The sequence below is a fragment of the Streptomyces rugosispiralis genome (assembly GCF_024505145.1).
Lineage (GTDB): Bacteria > Actinomycetota > Actinomycetes > Streptomycetales > Streptomycetaceae > Streptomyces > Streptomyces rugosispiralis.
In genome coordinates this window covers 1-443 of the sequence record NZ_JANIAA010000240.1, presented here as the reverse complement: position 1 = coordinate 443, position 443 = coordinate 1, and the positions used below count along the sequence as shown (strand labels likewise).

Genomic DNA, 443 nt, shown 5'->3' with positions numbered 1-443 from the left:
ACAGGAACCCGTCGGAGCCGGGCAGCGGCACAGCGGCCCCCAGCAACGGATGCCCCGCCGCGTCCAGCCCCACCGACGCCACATCACCAGCGACGTCAATAACCTCGGACTCCAGCCAGAAGTGGGTGCGCTGGAAGGCATACGTCGGCAGATCGACGCGCTCCGCGCCCGTTCCCGCAAAGACGCCAGCCCAGTCGACGGACGCGCCGCCCACGTACGCCTCGGCCAAGGAGGTCATGAAGCGTTCCAGACCGCCTTCGTCGCGGCGCAGCGAACCAACGGCGGTAACACGAGTGCCGTGATCCTCGGCCGTCTCCTCCACACCCATCGTGAGCACCGGATGGGCACTGGCCTCGACAAACACCTGAAAACCGTCGCCCAGCAGGGCGCGCACGCTCTCCTCGAAACGCACCGTCTGACGCAGATTGCGGTACCAATACCCC

Annotated in this window: 1 protein-coding gene; it reads right to left on the bottom strand. The window is 67.3% G+C overall.

The features are described 5' to 3' along the window. Window positions 1–443, bottom strand: a 443-nt coding sequence (locus NP777_RS47250; protein ID WP_256656379.1) for an acyltransferase domain-containing protein, incomplete at both ends; no start/stop codon positions are given.